The 15,558-nt window shown below is 63.6% G+C and carries 13 protein-coding genes; 8 read left to right on the forward strand and 5 right to left on the reverse strand.

Going from position 1 to position 15,558, the window contains the following annotated elements:
• From dnaA to gyrB, 4 genes are all read left to right on the forward strand, one after another.
• Entirely contained in the window at nucleotides 1-1,368 is a 1,368-nt protein-coding gene (gene dnaA / locus K3756_RS00005) for a chromosomal replication initiator protein DnaA (protein WP_259989666.1), read from the forward strand.
• Between the two features lie 137 nt (nucleotides 1,369-1,505).
• Nucleotides 1,506-2,624: a DNA polymerase III subunit beta gene (gene dnaN / locus K3756_RS00010; RefSeq protein WP_259989668.1), complete on the forward strand. Its 1,119-nt coding sequence runs from the start codon at nucleotides 1,506-1,508 to the stop codon at nucleotides 2,622-2,624.
• 42 nt (nucleotides 2,625-2,666) lie between these two features.
• Entirely contained in the window at nucleotides 2,667-3,761 is a 1,095-nt protein-coding gene (gene recF, locus K3756_RS00015; protein ID WP_259989670.1) for a DNA replication/repair protein RecF, read from the forward strand.
• A 95-nt stretch (nucleotides 3,762-3,856) separates the two neighbouring features.
• Nucleotides 3,857-6,271 carry a DNA topoisomerase (ATP-hydrolyzing) subunit B gene (gene gyrB / locus K3756_RS00020; protein WP_259989672.1) on the forward strand — a complete coding sequence of 805 codons (2,415 nt, stop codon included), beginning with the start codon at nucleotides 3,857-3,859 and terminating at the stop codon, nucleotides 6,269-6,271.
• 91 nt (nucleotides 6,272-6,362) lie between these two features.
• On the opposite strand, the gene cueR is transcribed toward gyrB, so the two are convergent.
• The 5 genes from cueR to K3756_RS00045 all read right to left on the reverse strand — a co-directional run bounded on the left by cueR (nucleotide 6,363) and on the right by K3756_RS00045 (nucleotide 12,728).
• Entirely contained in the window at nucleotides 6,363-6,749 is a 387-nt protein-coding gene (cueR, locus tag K3756_RS00025) for a Cu(I)-responsive transcriptional regulator (protein WP_259989674.1), read from the reverse strand.
• Nucleotides 6,746-8,938, reverse strand: coding sequence for a heavy metal translocating P-type ATPase (locus K3756_RS00030; RefSeq protein ID WP_259989676.1), 2,193 nt, complete (start codon nucleotides 8,936-8,938; stop codon nucleotides 6,746-6,748). Before K3756_RS00030 ends, cueR begins: the two co-directional genes overlap by 4 nt.
• A 129-nt stretch (nucleotides 8,939-9,067) precedes the next feature.
• Entirely contained in the window at nucleotides 9,068-10,576 is a 1,509-nt protein-coding gene (locus K3756_RS00035) for a heme biosynthesis protein HemY (RefSeq protein WP_259989678.1), read from the reverse strand.
• Between the two features lie 12 nt (nucleotides 10,577-10,588).
• Entirely contained in the window at nucleotides 10,589-11,938 is a 1,350-nt protein-coding gene (locus K3756_RS00040; RefSeq protein WP_259989680.1) for a COG4223 family protein, read from the reverse strand.
• 73 nt (nucleotides 11,939-12,011) lie between these two features.
• Nucleotides 12,012-12,728, reverse strand: coding sequence for a uroporphyrinogen-III synthase (locus tag K3756_RS00045; RefSeq protein WP_259989683.1), 717 nt, complete (start codon nucleotides 12,726-12,728; stop codon nucleotides 12,012-12,014).
• A gap of 68 nt (nucleotides 12,729-12,796) precedes the next feature.
• On the opposite strand from K3756_RS00045, the gene tsaD reads away from it, so the two are divergent.
• The 4 genes from tsaD to K3756_RS00065 are packed head-to-tail and all read left to right on the forward strand — an operon-like array spanning nucleotide 12,797 to nucleotide 15,529.
• A complete protein-coding gene (gene tsaD, locus K3756_RS00050; RefSeq protein ID WP_259989685.1) occupies nucleotides 12,797-13,885 on the forward strand; it encodes a tRNA (adenosine(37)-N6)-threonylcarbamoyltransferase complex transferase subunit TsaD in 1,089 nt (362 codons plus the stop codon).
• Nucleotides 13,882-14,835, forward strand: a complete 954-nt coding sequence (locus K3756_RS00055; protein WP_259989686.1) for an NAD(P)H-dependent glycerol-3-phosphate dehydrogenase — start codon at nucleotides 13,882-13,884, stop codon at nucleotides 14,833-14,835. The genes tsaD and K3756_RS00055 overlap by 4 nt, the downstream gene beginning before the upstream one ends.
• A 2-nt stretch (nucleotides 14,836-14,837) precedes the next feature.
• Nucleotides 14,838-15,110: a YciI family protein gene (locus K3756_RS00060; RefSeq protein WP_259989688.1), complete on the forward strand. Its 273-nt coding sequence runs from the start codon at nucleotides 14,838-14,840 to the stop codon at nucleotides 15,108-15,110.
• Nucleotides 15,110-15,529: an EVE domain-containing protein gene (locus K3756_RS00065; RefSeq protein ID WP_259989690.1), complete on the forward strand. Its 420-nt coding sequence runs from the start codon at nucleotides 15,110-15,112 to the stop codon at nucleotides 15,527-15,529. The genes K3756_RS00060 and K3756_RS00065 overlap by 1 nt, the downstream gene beginning before the upstream one ends.
• Nucleotides 15,530-15,558: the final 29 nt, after the last annotated feature.

Below are 15,558 nucleotides of genomic sequence, written 5' to 3' on the forward strand. Positions count from 1 at the left end.
ATGACAAAAGACGATTGGGGCAGTGTCAAAAAGCGGTTGCTCAAGACCGTGGGGCAGAACAACTACACAACGTGGATCGACCCGTTGATGTTGAAAAGTGCGGACGACGGCATTGCGACGCTGAATGTGCCCACCACGTTTTTTGGCAACTATGTGAGCCAGAATTTCGCCGACCTTATCCTGCACGAAATGAAAGCGTTCGATCAGACGTTGTCGCGTCTGAATTTCGCCGTTGCCAACAAGCCTGCCCCCGTCAGTGCACCGGCCACCCGCAAGACAGATGCGATCACGCCCGCGCATCCGGAGGTCAAACCGGCCAAGCGCAATCCCGTCTCGAGCCCATTCGAGGAACGGTTCAAATTCGACACCTTTGTTGTGGGCAAGCCCAACGAGCTGGCCCATGCCGCCGCGCGCCGTGTTGCCGAGGGTGGCCCCGTCACGTTCAACCCGTTGTTTTTGTACGGTGGCGTCGGTCTGGGTAAGACGCACCTGATGCACGCCATCGGTCAGGAGCTGACCCGCCGCAAGCCGGAAATGAATGTGCTCTATCTGTCGGCCGAGCAGTTCATGTACCGCTTTGTCCAGGCGCTGCGCGACCGCAAGATGATGGATTTCAAACAGATGTTCCGGTCGGTCGATGTCTTGATGGTTGATGACGTCCAGTTCATCGCCGGCAAGGACAGCACGCAGGAAGAATTCTTTCACACGTTCAACGCGCTGGTGGACCAGAACAAGCAGATCATCATCTCCGCCGACCGCGCCCCGTCCGAGATCAAGGATCTGGAGGACCGCGTCAAATCGCGTCTGCAATGTGGTCTGGTGGTCGATCTGCACCCGACCGATTACGAATTGCGGCTGGGTATTTTGCAAAACAAGGTCGAGAACCACCGCGAAAGCTATCCCGGTCTGGAGATGGACGACGGCGTGCTGGAGTTTCTGGCCCACCGGATTTCGACCAACGTGCGTGTGCTCGAGGGGGCGTTGACGCGTCTGTTTGCCTTTGCATCGCTGGTTGGCCGCAAGATCGATATGGAGTTGACGCAGGATTGTCTGGCCGATGTGCTGCGCGCGTCCGAACGCAAGATCACGGTCGAGGAAATCCAGCGCAAGGTGTCGGACCATTACAACATCCGCCTGAGCGACATGATCGGCCCCAAGCGGCTGCGCAATTTTGCCCGGCCCCGCCAAGTGGCGATGTATCTGTGCAAACACCTGACCAGCCGGTCGCTGCCCGAGATCGGGCGCCGCTTTGGCGGACGGGACCACACCACGGTCATGCACGGGGTCAAGCGGATCGAGGAATTGAAGGTTTCCGACGGCCAGATTGCCGAAGATCTGGAGCTGCTGCGCCGCGCGCTCGAAGGTTGATCCGGCTGCCCGATGCAAGGGTGCCACAACACGCGGTCCTTGCGGGCCGCGTTTTGCGTTTGGCCGCCTTTATGGCTTGTGATTGCGCCAATTCAGGGTAACTTGCCGTTCCCGGACTGTTCCAGTGGAGTTGGCTCATGAAATTCAGCATCGAACGCGCCGCCTTGCTCAAGGCGGTATCGCAGGCACAGTCCGTCGTCGAACGGCGCAATACCATACCGATCCTGGCGAATGTTTTGATCGAGGCCGAGGGCAGCGATGTATCGTTCCGCGCCACCGATCTGGACATCGAAGTGGTCGACAAGGCCCCCGCGCAGGTCGAACGCGCAGGCGCAACGACAGTCGCGGCGACGACCCTGCACGAGATCGTGCGCAAGTTGCCCGACGGGGCGCTTGTATCGCTGACGGCTGACACGGCGGCGGGCCGGTTGACGGTCGAGGCGGGCCGGTCGAATTTCTCGCTTGCCACGCTGCCGAAAGAAGATTTCCCGGTGATGGCGTCGTCGGAATACGCGTCCAACTTTTCGGCGGCGGCCCCCGCGCTGCGCCGTCTGTTCGACAAGTCGAAGTTTGCCATATCTACCGAAGAAACAAGGTATTACCTGAACGGCGTCTATATGCACATTTCGGACAGCGAGGACGGTAAGATGCTGCGCTGTGTGGCGACCGATGGCCACCGTTTGGCCCGCATCGACAGCGAAATGCCCGACGGTGCCACCGACATGCCGGGCGTGATTGTCCCGCGCAAGACGGTGGGCGAGTTGCGCAAGCTGCTGGACGACGACGAGATGAAGATCGCGGTGTCGGTATCGGAGACGAAGATCCGCTTTGCCACGCCCCAGATCACGCTGACGTCCAAGGTGATCGACGGGACGTTCCCCGATTACACCCGCGTCATTCCGCAGGGCAACACCCGTAAGCTGGAAGTGGACGCCGCCGATTTCGCGAAAGCGGTCGACCGTGTGGCGACGGTTTCGTCGGAGCGGTCGCGTGCGGTGAAACTGCAGCTGGACGAGGATCGGCTGGTGCTGTCGGTCAATGCGCCCGACAGCGGGGCCGCGGAAGAAGAGCTGGCGGTGGCCTACGGTGACGAACGGCTGGAAATCGGGTTCAACGCCAAATACCTTCTGGAAATCGCGAGCCAGGTGGACCGCGAGAATGCAGTGTTCCTGTTCAACTCGTCCGGCGATCCGACCCTGATGCGGGAAGGCAGTGACACGTCGGCGGTGTATGTCGTCATGCCGATGCGTGTTTGAGCACGACCGCACCCGATTTGCCCATGACCGCCGGCATCTGACATGAGCGGTTTGCATCTGACACAACTGACGCTCAGCCACTTTCGGTCGCACAAACGCGCCGTGATGGAGCTGGATCCGCGGCCTGTGGCGATCCATGGCGACAACGGGGCGGGCAAGACCAATATCCTGGAGGCGGTTTCGCTATTGTCGCCGGGGCGGGGGTTGCGCCGCGCGAGTGCGCAGGACATGACCCGCCGGCCAGAGGCGCTGGGCTGGAAGCTTTCGGCGGTGGTGCAGTCGCAGGGGCGGTTTTCGGAGATCGACATAGTATCGGAGGCCGGTGCCGCGCGGCAGGTGCGCATTGACGGCAAACAGGCCGCGCAGACCCATCTGGCCCGGCTGACGCGTGTTCTGTGGCTGATCCCGTCGATGGACCGGCTGTGGATCGAGGGGGCCGAAGGGCGGCGGCGCTTTTTGGACCGGATGACGCTGAGTTTCCTGCCCGATCATGCGGAGCTTTCACTGACCTACGAAAAGGCGATGCGCGAGCGCAACCGGTTGCTCAAGGATATGGTGCGCGAGCCGTCGTGGTATCTCGCGCTGGAGGCGCAACTGGCGGAGGCGGGCGTGGCGATCCACCACAACCGGCAGCATGCGCTGACTCTGCTGCGCGATGCACAGGCGGCTGCCGATACGGCCTTTCCGACCGCGACGCTGGCGCTTTTGTGTGACATGCCGGAAACGGCGGAGGAGATGCGCGCGGCGCTGGCGGATAACCGCATGCGCGATTTGCAGGCAGGTCGCACGTTGATCGGGCCGCACCGTGCCGATTTGTACGGAACCTATGCGGCCAAGGATGTGCCGGCGCGCGATTGCAGCACCGGCGAGCAGAAAGCGCTGCTGGTGTCGTTGATCCTTGCCAATGCGCGGGCGCTGGCCGCGGATTTCGGGGCGCCACCGCTTTTGCTGCTGGACGAGGTCGCGGCGCATCTGGATGCGGGCCGCCGCGCGGCGCTTTACGACGAAATTGTCGGGCTGGGGGCGCAGGCGTGGATGACCGCGACGGAAGACAATCTGTTCGAGGCACTGGGCGATCGGGCGCAGTATCTGACGGTGCGCGAAGAGGGCGGCGTATCGCAGGTTTTGCAGGACTGAGCGGCCTTGGCCATGGCCCAAAATCTTGTGGTCGGGCCGTGACATTCCCACAAGAAAATCGTATATTCCGGGGATAAGAATACAGGAAAACCCGAATGTCCGATCAAGAGCAGATACCCGAAGAATACGGTGCCAATTCCATTAAGGTTCTCAAGGGCTTGGAGGCGGTTCGCAAGCGTCCCGGCATGTATATCGGGGACACGGATGACGGCTCTGGCTTGCATCATATGGTGTACGAAGTTGTCGACAACGGCATCGACGAGGCGCTGGCCGGTCACGCGGACCGTGTGACCGTCACGATCCACGAGGACAGTTCGGTTTCCGTGGGCGATAACGGGCGCGGTATTCCCGTCGGTATCCACGAGGAAGAGGGCGTTTCGGCGGCCGAGGTCATCATGACCCAACTGCACGCGGGCGGTAAATTCGACAGCAATTCCTACAAGGTGTCGGGTGGTCTGCACGGGGTGGGTGTTTCGGTTGTGAACGCCCTGTCCGACTGGTTGGAGCTGCGCATCTGGCGCGAGGGCAAGGAACACGTGGCCCGGTTTGAAGGCGGGTTCACGGCCAAGCATCTAGAAGTGGTCGGCCCCACCGAACGCACCGGCACGCAGGTGCGGTTCCTGGCATCGACCGAGACGTTTTCCAATCTGGAGTATTCCTTCGAGACGCTGGAAAAGCGGCTGCGCGAACTGGCATTCCTGAATTCCGGTGTGCGGATCGTGCTGCGCGACGAGCGCCCTGTGGAGCCGCTGGAGACGGAGCTTTACTACGAGGGGGGCGTCAAGGAGTTCGTCAAATATCTGGATCGCAACAAGTCGTCCGTCATGCCGGAGCCGATTTTTGTGACCGGCGAAAAGGATGACATCGGCGTCGAGGTCGCGATGTGGTGGAACGACAGCTACCACGAAAATGTGCTGCCGTTCACAAACAACATCCCGCAGCGCGACGGCGGCACGCATATGGCGGGCTTTCGCGGGGCGCTGACGCGGACCATCAACAACTATGCCCAGTCCAGCGGGATCGCGAAGAAGGAAAAGGTTTCCTTTACCGGTGATGACGCGCGCGAGGGGCTGACCTGTGTGCTGTCGGTCAAAGTGCCCGATCCGAAGTTTTCGAGCCAGACCAAGGACAAGCTGGTGTCCTCAGAGGTGCGTCCGGCGGTTGAAGGGTTGATGAACGAAAAGCTGGCCGAGTGGTTCGAGGAGAACCCCAACGAGGCCCGCATCGTCGTCAGCAAGATCATCGAGGCCGCCCACGCCCGTGAGGCCGCCCGCAAGGCCCGTGACCTGACGCGGCGCAAGACGGCGATGGATGTGAATTTCCTCGCCGGAAAGCTGAAGGATTGTTCCGAAAAAGACCCCAGCAAGACCGAAGTGTTCCTCGTGGAGGGGGACTCTGCGGGAGGGTCTGCGCAGACGGGTCGTGACCGCCAGACGCAGGCGATCTTGCCGCTGAAGGGGAAGATCCTGAACGTGGAGCGCGCCCGCTTTGACCGGATGTTGAGTTCGCAGGAAATCGGCAATCTGGTCATGGCGCTTGGCACCGGGATTGGCCGTGATGAATTCAACCTAGACAAGCTGCGCTATCATAAGATCGTCATCATGACGGATGCGGACGTGGACGGGGCGCACATCCGGACGCTGCTGTTGACGTTCTTCTACCGCCAGATGCCCGAGCTGATCGAGAACGGGCATCTCTATATTGCGCAGCCGCCGCTGTACAAAGTGTCGCGCGGCAAGTCCGAGGTGTATCTGAAAGATCAGGCGGCGATGGACGATTACCTGATCCAGCAGGGTGTCGACGGTGCGATGCTGCGGCAGGGCAACGGCGAGGAGATCACCGGTCAGGATCTGGCGCGGGTTGTCGATATGGCCCGCCAGTTGCGCCGCGTTCTGGAGGCCTTCCCGACCCATTATCCGCGAAACATTCTGGAGCAGGCGGCGATTGCCGGTGCCTTTGTTCCCGGTGCCGTGGACCGCGATCTGCAAGGGGTGGCGAACAAGGTTGCCGCCCGTCTGAACCTGATCGCGATGGAGTACGAGCAGGGCTGGCAGGGTCGCATCACGCAGGATCACGGCATCCGGTTGGCCCGCATCCTGCGCGGTGTCGAGGAGGTGCGCACGCTGGATGGCAAGATCCTGCGCGGTGGTGAGGCCCGCAAATCGGGCAGCTTTACCGAGCATCTGCAGGACGTCTATGACCTGCCCGCCGCTTTGGTCCGCAAGGATCGCACGCAGTTGATCAATGGTCCGATGGACCTGCTGGACGCGATTTTGGCGGAGGGCGAAAAAGGTCTGTCGCTGCAGCGCTACAAGGGATTGGGTGAAATGAACCCAGACCAGCTGTGGGAAACGACGCTGGACCCGGATGCGCGGACGTTGCTGCAGGTGAAGGTCGAGGACATGGCCGAGGCTGACGACCTGTTCACCAAGCTGATGGGGGATGTGGTGGAACCGCGACGCGAGTTCATTCAGCAGAACGCGCTGAACGTCGAGAACCTCGACTTCTGAAGCGATATTTTACGGAAGTAGAAAGGGCGGTCTTTGGGCCGCCTTTTTCGTCGGGTACAACAGGTTACCTATTACATACGCTCCCGTATGGTTACGCTTTACCCAGCGCACCGAGGATCGGACAGTCCGGGCGATCGTCGCCCGCGCAGGCGACCACTAGACGCGCCAGCGTGTTCCGCATGTCCTGCAGTTCCGCGATCTTGCGATCGATGTCTGACAGATGCGCTTGCGCCAGCGCCTTGACGTCGGCGCTGGCCCTGTCGCGGTCGTTGTATAGGGCGAGCAGGCTGCGGCATTCCTCGACCGAGAACCCGAGCGAACGGGCGCGGGCGATGAAGGTCAGCTGATGCACGTCCGACGGGCTAAAGGCGCGGTATCCGTTGCTTTGCCTGTGTGGCGTGACAAGTTCGATGTCTTCGTAATAGCGGATGGTTTTGGCGGGCAGGCCCGTTTGCTGTTCGACTTCGGAGATGTTCATGCTGTCCCTCCCAACCGGCGCAGTCGGAGCGCGTTGGTCACCACGAGAACCGACGACAGCGCCATTGCGCCCGCGGCCAGAGCGGGCGAGAGCAGCATCCCGAAAGCAGGGTAAAGCACGCCAGCGGCGACCGGAACGAGCGCGACGTTATAGCCAAAGGCCCAGCCGAGGTTCTGCCGGATGTTGCGCAGCGTGGCGCCGGACACGATTATCGCCTGCGCGACAAGGGCGGGGTCGCCGCTGACCAGGACCACATCTGCGGCGTCTTTGGCCACGTCGGTGCCCGTGCCAATGGCGATGCCAACGTCAGCCGCCGCAAGCACCGGCGCGTCGTTGATCCCGTCGCCCACAAAGGCCGTTTTGCCATGCGTGGCGCGCAGGGTTGCGAGCGCGGTTTGCTTGTCTTCGGGGGTGGCGCTGCCGAACACCTCGGTGATGCCGAGCGCGGCGCTGACCTGATCTGCCGCGGCAACGCTGTCACCGGTGATGAGCGCAACGGCAATGCCACGGTCATGCAGATCGCGGACGGCCCGCACGGCGGTTGGCTTGAGACTGTCGGAAATGGTCATTCCGGCCAGCGCCTGCCCGTCTTGGGCGGCGTAGAAGTTGCAGGTGTCCGGCAGAGCGGAGAGATCGACGCCTTCGCGGCGCAACCAATCGGCTTTGCCGACGCGTATGGTGTGCCCGTCAACGCGCCCCTCTATGCCGCGGCCGGGCAGTGCGCGGGTGTCGGTGGCGCTGCGTTCGGGTGTGCCCTCGGCTGCGGCGAGAAGGGCGGTGGCGATGGGGTGTTCGGAGTGCCTTTCCACAGCGGCGATCAGGGACAGGGCGGTGTCGCGTTCGACGCCATCGGGCAGGTGCAGATCGGCGAGCACCGGTTTGCCCTGTGTCAGCGTGCCGGTTTTATCAAAGGCCACGACGCGCACATCCTGCAGCGTCTGCAATGCGGTGGCACCGCGGAACAGAATGCCCATTTCGGCCGCGCGCCCCGTGCCGACCATGATCGACATCGGCGTGGCGAGCCCCATGGCGCACGGACAGGCAATGATCAGCACCGAGACCCCCGCGACCAGCATATACGACAGGCGCGGATCGGGTCCGAAGATGGCCCAGACCAGTACCGTGAGCGCGCCGAGCGCGAGTATCACCGGCACGAAAAGCAGCGTGATCCGGTCCACGAGCGACTGGATCGGCAGCCGCGTGCCCTGTGCTGTTTCGACCAGCCGGATGATCTGCGCCAACTGGCTGTCGTCACCGACGCGGGTGACATCGCACATCAAGACGCCCGTGCCGTTGACCGTCCCGCCGACGATCGTGTCCCCCGGTGCGACGGCGACCGGCAGCGGCTCTCCGGTCATCATGGCAGCGTCGATTTCGCTTTGACCTTCGGCGACGGTGGCATCGGCGGGCACCCGGGCGCCGGGGCGCAGCATGATGCGGTCACCGATGGTCAGATCGCTGGCCGCGATGTCGTGCCAGCCCCCGTCACGGTACACATGGGCCCGGTCGGGTTGCAGGCGCATCAAGCGCCGGATCGCATCGCCCGTGCGCGATTTGGCGCGGTGTTCGAGCAGGTTGCCCAGCAGGATAAAGACAACGATCACGCAGGCGGATTCGAAATAGACAGCCCGCGCCGCAGGGGGCAGCGCACCGGGCCAGACAAGCACCAGCATCGAATAGGCAAAGGCCGCCCCCGTACCGATGGCCACGAGCGTGTTCATATCGGGCTGTCGCCGCAACAACGCCGGAATGCCGCGTTCGAAAAACACCCGGCCCGGCCCCGAAAGCACCAGCGCCGTGAGGATGGCCTGAAGGGTCCAGCTGCCGGTCTGGCCCAGAGATGCCTGAACGCTGTGGTGAAAGGCGGGGATCAGGTGACCGCCCATTTCGATGACGATCACGGGCAGCGCCAGCACCAGGGCGAGGATAAAGCGGCGCAGATGCGTGTCGCGGTCCGTGGCGGCGGTGTCATCGGCGGGCCGGGTCGTGGCCGGGTAGCCCGCCTTTGCGAGGGCGGCGAGGGCTGCGGCCAGCGCATCGGAGGACCGCGCGCGCAAGGTGGCGCTGTGGGTGGCGAAGTTCACGGCGGGGTCGTCGATGCCCTCGGCTGCATCAAGCGTGCGCTGGACCCGTGCAGCACAGCCGCCGCAGGTCATATTGCTGATGGAGATCTGCTGGGTCGCGGCCATGGGGCTATCCGTCTGTGGGTTTTGATGCCTTGCAGATAAGGGTTCCAGCAACTGGAAGGTCAAGGGGGGACCGAAAAAAGGCGGCCCCGTCTGGCCGCCCTTTGGTGTCTTGTCCGTGCCGCGCGGGCGTCACGTCTGTTTGACGGTATCCTTGTCGGCGTCTGTATCCGTCTGCGGCGTATCATCCTCGATGATGTCGGCATCTTCGATCGTGACATCGGTATCGACGGGCGCGATGGCGTTGGCGCCGGACGCATCATCGTGGCCGCCCACGATCAATGGCAGCATCTGCGCACCGGCGGGCATGGCCATTTCCGATTCTGGCGGTGCCTTCCATTCGAGCGTGTCGAAGCTGGCGCAGTTTTCACAGACCGGTTTCCAGTCGGCGTGGATGTGTTGGCAATTGTTGCAGATCCACTGCGGCCCGCGCGATGCGGTCACCGCCCGCGCCAGCCAGCCCTTGACGATCGTGTCGGAGGCGCCTTCGCCGCGTTCGATCGCCGCCATCAGTGTGACAGAGCGGGTTGTCGGATCGGTTTCCACGAGATTTCCCAGCGCGCGGCGTGCTTCGGGGAAATCTTCGTTCGCGATGTGCAGTTCGGCCAGCAGCATCTTGGTTTCGGGGTGGTCCGATTTGATGCGCGTCAGGGTGGCGAAGCGTTTGACGCGTGCCTTGGCCGTTTCGTTGGGTTCGATTTCAGCAAAGGCCGCGGCGAGATCGGGGTGGGGCTGGGCCTCCCACGCCTTTTTCAGCACGCGGGTTGCGTAGCGCGGTTTGCCCTGTTCGATATAGCCGCGTGCCGCCATGGCAGCCGCCGGGATCAGGTCGGGCGACAGACGGTTCGCCTCGATCGCGGTTTCGCGGGCTTCGATGCTGTTGCCTTCGGCGACGATGTCGCGGGCCTCGGAGAGGGCGAGCACCGCATCGCGGCGCTTGTGCACGTCGCGGGGCAGCTGGCCGTTGCCCAGTTTGGCCGACAGCGTCTTGCGCGCGCCGACCCAATCGTGTTTCTGGGCCTGAAGTTGCAGCAGCGTATTGCCGGTTTCATCGTGCTTGGGCTTGAGCGCGAACGCCTTTTTCGCCAGTTCCAGCGCGGTGTCGGTGTCACCGTCGGCGAGCTTCTGTTTCATGATGCCACGCACCCCGACAAAGCGGGTCTGTTCATTCTCGACCAGCTTGCGGTAGGTTTCCTCGGCCTTGCGCCGGTCCCCTGCCAGTTCGGCCGCCTGTGCCGTCAGAAGGTTCGTGAGCGCGGGTTTGTTGAGGTATTTGTCGGCTTTGGCCGCCTTGGCCATCGCGACGCGGCCTTCGCCGCTTGCCAGAGCCATTAGCCCTTCGGACAGCGCCTCGAAGCCCTTGCGCTCGCGGTTTCTGTCGAAATAGCGCGACAGGGCGGTTTCATCGCCGTTGAGGAATTTCAAGGTGGCCACCAAAAGCGACAGCACCTTGAGCAGCAGCCACACGGCGATCAGAAGGACGATCACCAGCAGCACAACTTCGAGCGGGCCGAAGTTGTATTCCTGACCCATCACGTCGAGCCGCATGCCCCCTTGGGTTTCAAGCAACGCGCCCGCACCCCATGCCAACGCCATGATGGCACCGATGAACACAATGATTTTAATGAGTGACCACAACATGTTGAGAGTTCCTTAGTCGGCCGTCAGGCGTTGGGACAGATCGGCGGCGGCGGAGCGCGCCGCAAGCCGGGCGTCTGCCGCGGCGCGCCATTCGGCGATGGTATCTTGGGCTGGGGCGGGCAGTGTTTCGAGCTCTGCCAGTGCCTCGTCCAGATCGCCCGAGCGTACGGCCGCTTCGGCGCGAGACAATACGGCGTCTGGATCGGTCCCCTCACGCGGGCGGGTCGAACGCACGCCGAGCTGACGCTTGAAAAAACCGCTGAAGCCCTGTGCGTCTTCGTCGGTGGGCACGGAACGGGCAGCAGCCAGCGCACCGCGGGCTTCGTCTGGGAACTCCGCTTGCAACGCCGCGAGCGTGCGCACCCCGTCGGGGGCCGCGGCATCGAGAGCGTCCGGCACTTCGCCGATGTCAAATGTCTTGAGCGCCTCAAGCTCGGTGGCAAAGGGCTGGCCTGCGTCAATGGCGGAAATGATCTTGGCGAGGCTGGCCTGTGCGTTGGCGACCTTGGCCGCCTCGGCGGTTGCTTCCTCGACACTGCGGGCGTTGTTCAGCAGATCGGCGATTTCGGCGCGCTGTTCCTCGACGGAGGATTTCAGCGCCGACAGCTCCTCTGCATAGGCGGCGGCGGCATCCGCATCGACACCTTCGGGCACGGTGACGATGGGCCGCTCTTCGAGGGTTACGATCCGGGCGTCGAGCGCGGCAAGCTGCTCTTCGAGCCCCGACAGATCAACCGGTTCGATGACGGGAGGCTCTGCTTCTTCCAGCGCGGTCAGGCGGTCCTGCTGGGCCGCAAGATCGCTGCGCAGTTGATTGGTGATGTCCGCACCCGCAGTGTTGCGGTTCAGCAGATCAAGTTCCGACACGGCAAAACCGATGATGCCCGCGACCAGCCCGCCAAGCACGAGCGGCCAGAACACGCTGCGCCGTTTTTCGGTCAGCGCGGGTACGGGTGCCGCCGGGGTGGTATTCTGGTCGTATGTTTGTGCGCTGTCACCGCTCGTGGTGTCGGCGGACACGGTATCGTCGAAAGCGGCAACGGTATCTTCTGTTACGGTCCCTTCGATGATGGTGTCGGGATCGGCGGTGTCGTCAATTACCGTATCTTCGGGGCCAATGCCCATGACCGTATCGTCAGGATCGGACGACTCCGCGCCAAGGGTATCCGCGGCATCGTCGGATTCTGCGACAACCGTGGGTTCGTCGGACGCCGGTGTGAGGCTGTTTTCGGCGTCTTCCGGGACAATCACATCGGATTCGACGGGATCGGCGGGCACGTTCGGCTTGACCTCTTCGTCATTCGATTTGTCCTTGGACGCTGATTTCGCCTTGGACGCATTGGATTTTTTCGATGACGCCACCGTAAACACCTTCTTCGATTCTGGTCCTCAACCCCGGACCACCCCGAGACCTTAGCCGCCTCGGCGGACCCTCTCAAGGCAACGTGATGCGAAGACACAGCTTTTCAACCGCTTTACGCATCATATCGGCGTCCGGCGTGGCCAAAATGTGCAGGGAATTGACCGAATGGCCTGCCAGAGCCTCTGCCACCGCGGCGCTGAGGGCGACGACATGGGACCGGGCAAGGGTCGGGGCCTCGGCGCCGAGCTGCCGCGCGGTCCGTGGCGAAAAGAGCGGCACGATGTTGGGCGCATCCAGTGCCGCGCGCGCCGCAGCCGTCAGCGGCAACAGATGCTGGTCGTAAAGTGTATGTTCGCGTGTCGCGATGCCCGCGTGCGTGAGCCTTTGCGCGAGGTTGCCCCGTGTGTGGCGGCCAGCGAGATGCACGAGCGGTCCGGGAACCTGTGCCGCGACCAGCGCGTCCAACAGATGCGCCGCATCCGTGGCGTGGTGCCGGACATCCCAGCCCTGCACCGTGGCGGCATCTGTGGTAGTCCGCCCCACGCAATAGGCGGTGCGGCCCGCCCCCTGCGGCGCGAAACGCACCCCGTTGGCAGAGGTAAAGATGACACCCGCTTGACCGGCGAGATCGGGTTGGGTGCCTGTCGGGGCGATGCGGATCAGCGGTGCGTGGACGAGCCGCACCCGCGCCTGCGCATCCCCCGAAAGACGCGCGACAAAGCGGTCTGCGCTGGCCTTCGGCCGTGTCATCAGGAGGGCGGGACGGTCCAAGGTGCGTACGCTCGTCATTGTTCGGAACTCTATTGAGTGTTACCTGCCCCCTGACCCGCACGCAACGACCCCAAAGGCCGCGCCCCATGTCCGACATCACCATCCTAGGCATCGAAAGCAGTTGTGACGATACCGCCGCCGCCGTGCTGCACGCGCAGGCGGGTGCGGCGCGGGTGCTGTCGTCGGTGGTGCAGGGGCAGACCGATCTGCACGCGGATTTCGGCGGCGTTGTGCCCGAAATCGCGGCGCGTGCGCATGCCGAAAAGCTGGATCTGGCGATTGTGCAGGCCCTGGCGGAGGCTGAAACCACGCTCGATGCCATTGACGCGGTGGCGGTGACGGCGGGGCCGGGGTTGATCGGGGGGGTCGTGTCGGGCGTGATGCATGCCAAGGGTATCGCGATGGCGCGCGGTATCGATATGTACGGGGTCAACCATCTGGCCGGTCACGCGCTGACCCCGCGCCTGACCGATGGCGTGCCGTTTCCCTATTTGATGCTGCTGGTGTCGGGCGGCCATTGCCAGTTCCTGATCGTGAAGGGGCCCGATGCCTTCGAGCGTTTGGGTGGCACGATTGACGATGCCCCCGGTGAAGCGTTCGACAAGGTGGCGCGTCTGCTGGCCCTGTCCCAACCCGGTGGCCCCGCCATCGAGGCGCGCAGCCATGCGGGCGATGCCGGACGTTTTCGGCTGCCCCGCCCGTTGCTGGACCGCGCCGGGTGCGACATGTCCTTTTCGGGATTGAAGACGGCCGTGTTGCGCCAGCGCGATGCGCTGATGGATACCGGCACCCTGACAGCTGCGGATCAGGCCGATCTGGCGGCGGGGTTTCAGGCGGCGGTCGTGGATGTGCTGGCCGAAAAGACGCGCCGCGCGCTGGCGGTATATTTGGCGCTTGCGCCCGATGACCCCTGTCTGTGTGTGGCGGGCGGCGTGGCTGCCAACATGGCGATCCGCACCGCGCTGACCGAGGTTGCTGCCGGCGCGGGCGCCCGTTTCGTCGCCCCCCCCTTGGCCCTGTGTACCGACAATGCCGCGATGATCGCATATGCGGGACTGGAGCAGATGGCAACGCGCGGGCCCGATGATCTGGGATTGTCCGCGCGGCCCCGCTGGCCACTGGACGGCCGCGCCCCTGCCATGCTGGGCAGCGGCAAAAAGGGCGCCAAGGCATGAGCGTCGCGGTGATGGGGGCTGGCGCCTTCGGGACGGCGCTGGCGATCGCACTGGGGCAGAAGATGCCGGTGACCCTGTGGGCCCGTGACGTGGGCGATATGGCGCGGCTGCGCGAAAACCGCAAACGCCTGCCGGGTTGCGCATTTTCCCAAGGTGTGTCGGTCACCGATGACCGTGCCAAAGCCTGGGCCGCCGATGTGATCCTGCTGGCCGTTCCGATGCAGCAGTTGCGCGGGTTCTTGCAGGCCAGCGCACCGGCGTTCAAGAACAAGAAGCTGGTGGCCTGTTGCAAGGGGATCGAGATCGCCAGCGGCGTTGGCCCCGTGGGAGTCATCACGCAGGAAGCCCCGGATGCGACCGCCGCGATCCTGACCGGGCCGAGCTTTGCCGCCGACATCGCGCGTGGGTTGCCCACGGCCCTGACGTTTGCCTGTACCCGGACAGAGGCCGCGAAACCGCTGCAGCATTTGCTGACGACGCCGACGCTGCGACTGTACCGGACCCATGATACGCTGGGGGCGGAGCTGGGTGGCGCGCTCAAGAACGTGATCGCCATTGCCTGCGGGGCCGCGATGGGTGCGGGGCTGGGCGAAAGCGCACGGGCGGCGCTGATGACGCGCGGATATGCCGAAATGCAGCGGCTGGCGGCCCATTTGGGGGCGGAGCCTGACACATTGTCGGGGTTGTCGGGGTTCGGGGATCTGGCGCTGACCTGTACGTCGACGGGATCGCGCAACTACCGACTGGGCGCCGCGCTGGGCGCGGGAGAGACGTTTGACCAGAACACCACAGTTGAGGGCGCCGCGACTGCACGGGCGGTTCACGCGCTGGCGGTTGACGCGGCGCTGGATCTGCCGATCACCGCAGCGGTTGCGGCGGTCGTCGAGGGGCGCTTAGATGTGGCAACCGCGATGCGGCAGCTTTTGGATCGCCCCTTGAAGGAGGAATAGAGATGCTTGTTTGCCTGATGGCCCATGACAAGGACGGAGGATTGCCGGTGCGGATGGAAAACCGCCCCGCCCATGTCGATTACCTCAAGAGCACGGATCACGTGCATATGGCGGGCCCGTTGATCGGGCCGGATGGCGAGATGAGCGGTTCAATGATCGTGCTGGATGTGCCCGATATGTCCGCCGCGCAGCAGTGGGCCGACAATGACCCTTACGCCAGGGCGGGACTGTTCAAATCCGTGACCCTGACCGAATGGAAAAAGGTGATCGGCTGATGGCGTATTGGCTGTTCAAATCCGAACCTTCGGTCTGGGGGTGGGACGATCAGGTCGCCAAGGGGGATGCGGGCGAAGAATGGGACGGCGTGCGCAATTACCAGGCCCGCAATTTCATGCGCGACATGAAGCTGGGGGATCTGGGGTTCTTCTATCATTCGCAAAAGGAAAAGGCGGTGGTGGGCATCGTGGAGGTCTGCGCCGAGGCGCACCCCGACAGCACCACCGACGACGACAGGTGGGAATGCGTGGACATCAAGGCCGTACGCCCCTTCGAGGCACCCGTCACGCTGGACATGATCAAAGCCGATCCACGCCTCGAAGAGATGGTGCTGGTGCGCAATTCGCGTCTGTCGGTACAACCGGTGACAGAGGCCGAATGGCGGGCCGTTTGCGCGCTGGGGCAAACCCGCCCTTAGACAGACAGGACGATTTTCGGCTAGGATTG

Source organism: Sulfitobacter sp. S190, from assembly GCF_025141935.1.
Taxonomy (GTDB): domain Bacteria; phylum Pseudomonadota; class Alphaproteobacteria; order Rhodobacterales; family Rhodobacteraceae; genus Sulfitobacter.